The sequence below is a fragment of the Candidatus Schekmanbacteria bacterium genome, assembly GCA_003695725.1.
Lineage (GTDB): Bacteria > Schekmanbacteria > GWA2-38-11 > GWA2-38-11 > J061 > J061.
Window position 1 is genome coordinate 1 of the sequence record RFHX01000159.1, and the last position, 7,367, is coordinate 7,367.

The 7,367-nt window shown below is 36.2% G+C and carries 7 protein-coding genes; 6 read left to right on the forward strand and 1 reads right to left on the reverse strand.

Features of this window, described 5'->3' with window-relative positions:
* The coding region (locus D6734_06295) for a TetR/AcrR family transcriptional regulator (GenBank protein ID RMF95081.1) at nt 1–242 on the reverse strand (242 nt) is incomplete at its 3' end.
* A gap of 295 nt (nt 243–537) precedes the next feature.
* On the opposite strand from D6734_06295, the gene D6734_06300 reads away from it, so the two are divergent.
* The 6 genes from D6734_06300 to D6734_06325 all read left to right on the forward strand — a co-directional run.
* Nucleotides 538–1,839, forward strand: coding sequence for a DUF2088 domain-containing protein (locus D6734_06300; GenBank protein ID RMF95082.1), 1,302 nt, complete (start codon nt 538–540; stop codon nt 1,837–1,839).
* Between the two features lie 25 nt (nt 1,840–1,864).
* Complete coding sequence (locus D6734_06305) at nt 1,865–2,953, forward strand: alanine--glyoxylate aminotransferase family protein (GenBank protein ID RMF95083.1); 1,089 nt, start codon at nt 1,865–1,867, stop codon at nt 2,951–2,953.
* A gap of 31 nt (nt 2,954–2,984) precedes the next feature.
* A complete protein-coding gene (locus D6734_06310; GenBank protein RMF95084.1) occupies nt 2,985–4,535 on the forward strand; it encodes a hypothetical protein in 1,551 nt (516 codons plus the stop codon).
* The gene (locus D6734_06315; protein ID RMF95085.1) at nt 4,532–5,563 is read left to right on the forward strand and encodes a threonine dehydrogenase; all 1,032 of its coding nucleotides are present in this window, start codon (nt 4,532–4,534) and stop codon (nt 5,561–5,563) included. Before D6734_06310 ends, D6734_06315 begins: the two co-directional genes overlap by 4 nt.
* Nucleotides 5,564–5,613: 50 nt before the next feature.
* Entirely contained in the window at nt 5,614–6,150 is a 537-nt protein-coding gene (locus D6734_06320; GenBank protein RMF95086.1) for a DUF2059 domain-containing protein, read from the forward strand.
* Nucleotides 6,151–6,200: 50 nt separating this feature from the next.
* The coding region (locus tag D6734_06325) for a hypothetical protein (protein RMF95087.1) at nt 6,201–7,367 on the forward strand (1,167 nt) is incomplete at its 3' end.

Consider the following 7,367-nt stretch of genomic DNA (forward strand, 5'->3'; position numbering starts at 1 on the left):
GGCTCAAGTTCTTCAAAGCGTGCAAGGAATGTATAGTGCTCGATTACTTTTTTGAAAAGATTCTTTTTGCTTTTGAAATTTCTAAAAAGCGTAACTTCGTTTATTCCAGCGGCATCGGCGAGCATCTTAGTCGTGCTTCCCCTATAGCCATATGTGGAAAAAACATCAAATGCACTTTTCAAGATATATTTTTCCCGTTCAATGCGAGAAAGTCCTTTTCTGTTTTTTGTCTTCTTCGCCATAGACCTTTGATTATAAATGCAAGTAAGCACTTACTATCAAATTTGATATATTTTGTCAAAAGAAATTCTGTCAAGGGATAGACAACAGCTAGCATCAATCAGCTAACCAAAAACTCAGGAATATCGGTATACTTTATCGGTTACAAGCACTACTTTTTTGGACTATTATTTTTCTATATTCTCATCTTTTCCAATATAAAATTTAATCTTGCAATAACTATATGTATAATTCTTCAGGTACTATTATTTATTTTTGACTTCACCGCCCTTACTCTTGTATAAAATACACTTATCTATGAAGATAAAATTAATATCAGGAAAAAAGAGGTGGCATAAGGACATAGAAAAACTGCCGCCTTTTTTAAATATTGAATTCACTTTCAAAACAGAATGCCTGAAAGATTATTCTAAAAAGTTAGAATCTGAAGTATCATCTCTTTCATTGTTGAAAAAACTCAAGCCTTGCGCCCAGATTGCAATCACTGCAGGAAGCAGAGGTATAAGCCATTATCCCGAAATTCTAAAAGAGATAGGCAATATACTCAAAGAAAAGGGATTCAGCCCCTTCATTGTCCCCGCAATGGGAAGCCACGGTGGAGGTACATATAGAGGCCGTCTTGAAATATTGAAGGAAAATGGGATCACTGAAAAAAGATGCGGGATGAAAATAAGAGGAGGGAAAAATTATACTCCTCTTGGTAAAACTTCATCAGGGACCGAGGTCTTCATCGACAAAGAAGCACTAAAAGCCGATGCAATTATCGTCGTAAACCGCATAAAAGCGCACACTGATTTTGAAAGCACCCACGAAAGCGGCATCTGTAAGATGCTCGTAGTAGGTTTGGGAGGACCTCCGGGCGCTGAGGGAATACACCGTCTTGGAATAAAAGGGCTGAAGAAAGAGTTGGCGCCAGCGGCAAAGAAGATAATCTCATCAGGCAAATTATTTGCGGGTATTGGAATCATTGAAAATCCAAAATGTGAAATTTCAGAAATAAAAGCTCTTGAAGGAAATAAAATCATTACCGAAGAAAAAAAACTTTTAGAATTTTCAAAAAAACAGTTTCCGCCATTTCCTGTCAACAATCTTGACCTTCTTGTAGTAAAAGAGATGGGTAAAGAAATAAGCGGCACAGGAATGGATACACATATTATAGGAAGAAAAACGATTCGATTTGAAAATGATTTTGAAAACCCTAAAGTCACAAGAATTGCAGCCCTCGATTTGACGCGCGAATCCAAAGGAAATTGCGCGGGCCTTGGGCTTGCCGACATAATCACTTCGAGATTCTTCAGAAAGATTGATTTTGACAGTTTCTATTTCAATACTCTCACTGCCACTTTTATAGAAAGGGCAAAGATACCTTATATTGCAGACTCCGATAAAGAAGCAATCAGCGTTGGAATCAAATCAGCATGGGTAGAAAATCCAATAAAAGCGAAGATTGCAATAATCAAGGATACACTTCATATAGACAAAATAGCCCTTTCAAAAGAAGCATATCTCAGTATAAAAGAAAGAAAAGATATTAAAAGATTGGGAAATTTTTATGAACTGCAATTCGATAGAAAAGGGAATCTTATAAATTCAATCTAATTTTTTCTAAGGAGATATCAAGAAAATGGGAAAATTATTGATGGGACCGGGACCTTCAAATGTAAATCCACGGGTGCTTGAAGCAATGTCAAAACCTCTTGTAGGCCATTTAGACCCGGATTTCTTGAAAATTATGGACTCCACGATGGAACTGCTTCGCCAAATCTTCAAAACAAAGAATCGCCTTACATTCCCAGTTTCAGGAACCGGAAGCGCCGGAATGGAATCGATTATTGTCAATTTAATCGAGCCGGAAGATAAAGTCATAGTTGGGTTGAATGGCGTTTTCGGTACAAGAGTGGCAGATTTGCTGGGACGAATTGGAGCAGAAGTGATAGGAATAAAAAAGAAATGGGGCGAACCCATATTGCCGGACGAAATTAGTGATGCCTTCGATAGTGCAGGAGACAAAGTAAAAGCACTTGTCCTTGTTCATGCAGAAACTTCAACAGGAGTGCTTCAACCTCTTGAAGAAGCAGGCAGGATTGCTCGCGAAAATGATGCTCTCTTTATTGTCGATACTGTCACCTCCCTTGGCGGAGTCGACGTCAGAATAGATGAATGGCTAATCGATGCATCATACAGCGGGACGCAGAAAAACTTAAGTGTCCCGCCGGGGCTTTCTCCAGTAACGGTAAATGAAAGAGCTCTTGAAGTACTGCGGAATAGGAAGACAAAAGTGCCTTCATGGTATTTCGACTTCACGATGATTGAAAAATATTGGGGAAGCGAAAGAGTCTATCACCACACTGCGCCTGTAAGTATGATATGCGGGTTAAATGAAGGGCTGAAAATTATTCTTGAAGAGGGACTGGAAAATCGTTTTAAAAGGCATAGGCAAAATCATGAATTTCTAAAAAATGAGCTTTCAAAACTTGGGATAGATTATCTCGTTAAACCTGAATACCGCCTTCCCAACCTAAATGCAGTCCTTGTGCCTGAAGGCATCGATGAAAAAGAGGTGCGGATGAAACTGCTTAAAGAATATAGCATTGAAATAGGCGCAGGGCTTGGAGAATTGGCTGGAAAGGTCTGGAGAATAGGATTAATGGGGGAAACCTGCAGAAAAGAAAATGTAGAAAAACTTATAGCGGCACTGAAAAAATTGCTATAATTGAAAAAAAAATCAGGGGGGAGGGAAATCTGTGACAAAAAAAACAAGATTTATTATTGCCATAGATATTGGGACTACAAGGTGTAAAACAGCCCTTTTCAAATCTTCTGGAGAATTGGTGGCTTACGCTTCCTCTTCGTCAAATATTACTTTTTCACCTGACGGCAAGGTGGAAGCAGACGCAGATGCGCAGTGGTGGAAGCCAATAGTAAAAAATATCAAAGAAATTTTCAAAAACAAAAAATCTGCCCTTAAAAATCTTGCTGGCATAGGAATATCTTGTACAAATGCCCTTGTCTTTATCGACAACAACGGGAAACCCCTTGTCCCTGCTGTAATGCAGTTTGATAAAAGAACTACAGATTTGGTCAATTCATATTCAAAACGGCTTAATCCTGAAGAGCTATTTGAAATCACTTTAAATAGACTCACTGTTGGCTCATCTGCCCTTCCAACAATCTTATGGTTTAAAGAAAATGCAAGAAGTATATACAAAAAGACAGCAAAGTTTCTTTACCCCACAGGATACATAAATTTCAAACTTACAGGCAACCCTTCTATAGATATATCGCGCACAGGCACAACCCTTATGTATGACACTAAAGGAAAAAACTGGTCTAAAGAACTTTTGAACTATTTCGAGTTAGACGAAGATAAACTGCCGCCTGTTTATAATTCAACTGATGTTATAGGTACAGTAAATGCAAAAGCATCAAAAGAAACCGGAATACCTGAAGGAGTGCCTGTCATAGCCGGCAGTATGGATACTTTTTCCGCTGTAATCGGACTTGGCGCTGAAAAACCGAATGATACTGTTTTGATACCGGGCACTGTCGCTCGCCTCTGTAAAATAATCTCAGGTAGAGGACTTCTTAAAGACCCATTTATCAATTTTGAATACGGGAAAAAAAGGTTTCTTTCAATCGCATGTATGGATGGAATGGGAACATCATATAAATGGTATGCTGAAACATTCAACAAAAAGGAACTCTTACAGCGTGAAAAAAATATAAAAAAGAAATCAGCAAAAAAAGAAACAGAAGAAGCAATTCCTCCATGTTCAGATGGGCTTATCTATCTTCCTTACATAACAGGTGAAAGGTCACCTATCTGGGACCCATATGCTCACGGCGTTATATTTGGATTATCACCTAACTGTAAAAGCAAAAACATCTATCAATCCATTATCGAAGGATGCGCATTTGCTGTTAAAATGAACATAGAAATTATGTCTGATGAAGCAGGTCTTAAAACAAAGTCGTTAATTGTGCCTGAAACAGGCTTTGGATCCTACCCGGAATGGATGCAAATATTTGCTGATGTAACAGGATGTGAAATTCAGACACTAACTACAAATGATCCTGAATGCACAGGTACTGCCGCATTGACAGCAGAAGGCACAGGGGCCATAAAAGATAGAACATCATTTGTTAAAAAGAATATTAAAAAAGGGACAAATTACAGGCCTGACAAAAATAGAAACATGGCATATAACTCCTTTTATATCCTCTATAAGAAAATCTATGACGACCTGAGGAGTGACTTTAGAATTTTGAATGAAATAAGGAAGAATCTCAAATGAAAGCGGCTATCTTCAAAGGTGTCAACATTATTTCATTAGAAGAAATTACCCCCCCTTCTCTTCCTGAAAAAGGAATCATCATTAAAGTAAAAGCCGCAGGTATATGCGGTACTGATGTGCGCATCTATCGCGGTAAAAAAATGGTCACCCCTCCAAAAATCATCGGACATGAGTTTGCAGGTGAAATTGTTGAAGTTGCCAATGATCTGCAAGGATTCAGCATTGGAGACCGTGTTCTTGTGGAAGCCATAATCCCCTGTGGTAATTGTTATGCGTGCAGGCGCGGCGAAATGAATATCTGTACAGGCAGACAAACACTCGGTTATGAATACAACGGCGGATTTGCTGAATTTGTTGCTATTCCAAAAGAAGCAATATCTGCCGGTTGTGTAATAAAAATTCCTGATTCCGTAAGCTATGAAGAAGCCGCTGTATGCGAACCAGCGGCGGCTTGTATCAATGGAAACTCAAAGATCGATGATAAATTAAGAGAATCTCTCCTCGTTGCAGGCGACGGTCCTGTTGGACTTATACACACACAGCTCGGAAAAATAAGAGGTTTTGAAAAAGTTATTCTAGCAGGTACTGATGATGAAAAGCTCAAAATCGGCAAAGAATTGGGTGCCGATGAAACCGTCAATGTAAATGATGAATCGCTTTCATCCTTCATTAAAGAAAAGATTGATGAAGAAGGAATAGAATGCGTCGTAATTGCCAACAATAATAAAAGTTCTCTGGATGAATGCCTGCCACTATTAAAGAAGGGCGGAGAAGCCATCATATTTGCCGGATACAAAAACGATGAGTCAATAGAAATAAACTTAAACTTCATACATTATAAAGAAATCAAGATAAAAGGGTCTTCCGGACATTCTGTAAAAGAGATGAAAAAAGCTGTTGAACTCCTTGAAAAAGGAAAACTCAATCTTCAAAAGATTATCACACATAGATTAAATATTGATGATGTCGTAAAAGGAATTCAAATGAAGGAAAATTTAGTCGGCATCAAACATATAATAACATTTTAATTGAAAGTGCCGCCTTCTTTTTTCCAGAACCTACACTTAAAGGAGATACTATGAAAATCAAAAGCATTGTTATATTCATTTTTGCCTTCATTTTACTTTCCACTATAGCATTTGCTGATAAAAATTCCCATCGAAAGGAAGCTGAAGAATTACTCCTTACTATGAAAACAGACAAGACATTCAATTTTTTATTTGAGCAGCAGAAAAAAATGATGAAGGAAACTTTGAAAAATATGGGAATAAATGGAGAAAATCCTCTTATGGAAAAATATATAACAAAGATGATTGATTTATTTAAAAAAGAAATTGGCTGGAATAAAATGAAGGAAGACTATATTGACATATACACTGATACATTTAGTGAAGATGAATTAAAAGAGATTACGAAATTTTATAAAAGCCCTGTAGGGAGTAAATTCATTGAAAAAATGCCCATTCTTATGCAGAAAACAATGGCTGTTTCACAAAAAAAATTGCCGCAAATAGTTGTTGAAATAAAAAAAATAGAGTCTGAACTAATTCAAGAATTGAAGGAAGAATTAAAAAGACAAGAAATACAAAAGGAAAAGAAGGTAGAATCTTTATAAGAAAAGAAGCTAAACATTTCTATCTCAAATCTGATTCTTAATGCAATATTATGAATGCTTCATTAAAAGAGCATAAATCCTATAATAAAACAACAAACCTTCTTACACTTTTTTTTCTTAGCGCTCTTTTCCTAACAATTAGAACAATTTTTCTTCTCTCGGCTTTTTATTTCATCAGCAATCATGAAGAGCTTTATAACGGCACTCTCGCTCACGACTTTCTTCAAAATCCTTCTCTTTTTATTAAAAATCCTAATTTGGCTTTCTGCTATCAATATATGCCTTTTGCAGGCGGGACATTCATAGTAAGCATTTTGGCAATACCTTTCTTTGCACTGCTTGGAAATTCCGTTTTTTCCCTAAAACTTTTAAGCATCCTAATTTCATTGGCAACCTTTGTAGTTTTCTATCTACTACTAGAAAAATTTTTTTCTCATAAAACAGCTCTTATCTTTGGGATTCTCTTGGCTTTTTCAGCCCCCTATCCGATTCTTACTTCATTGATTCTGTGGGGAAATCACAATGAATCAGTTTTTTTTACAGCTCTTCTTTTTTACCTGATTTTAAGCTATAATGAATACAATTCTGATAAAAAAAGGTATCTTATACTCTCAGGATTGGTTGCGGGCTTTGGATTCTATTTTGATTATATCTTCATCACAACTATTTTAAGTGTAATTATTTTTCTTCTTCTATCAAAAAGAAATTTCTTTTTTAAAAAGGATGTTCTCTATTTCAGTATTTCATTCATTTGCGGATTTTTTTTGTGGTTTTATACGGCTTTTCTCACAAATTTTGAAAATTTGAGAATTCACAAGCCGGGAATTGCAGCAGATTTCAGCATCTTTTACCTCATAAAAAAATTTCTCAAACTCATTATTTTCGACCTGCCTTCTTCATTTTGGCTGAAAGAAATAAGATTAATGGGAATCAATATCTTGCCATCTATTTATTATCTAATTTTCCTCTTTTCATTCATTTTTCTTCTTACTTCCCTTTTCAAGGAATATATAAATAAGAAAAAATTGCCTAACTACTTCCTTTTTCTTCTTTATATCATCTTATTTTCATTGGTCTTCACCTTCTCAAAATTTTCAACAGGTAAGGCGATTGAAGGAATAAATCTTTTTGTTTTTCCTTTCAAAATTTATAGAGACAGGTTTTTCATAACACTTTTCCCATTTATCATCATTACTGTTTCAATTCTTCTCTCAAAA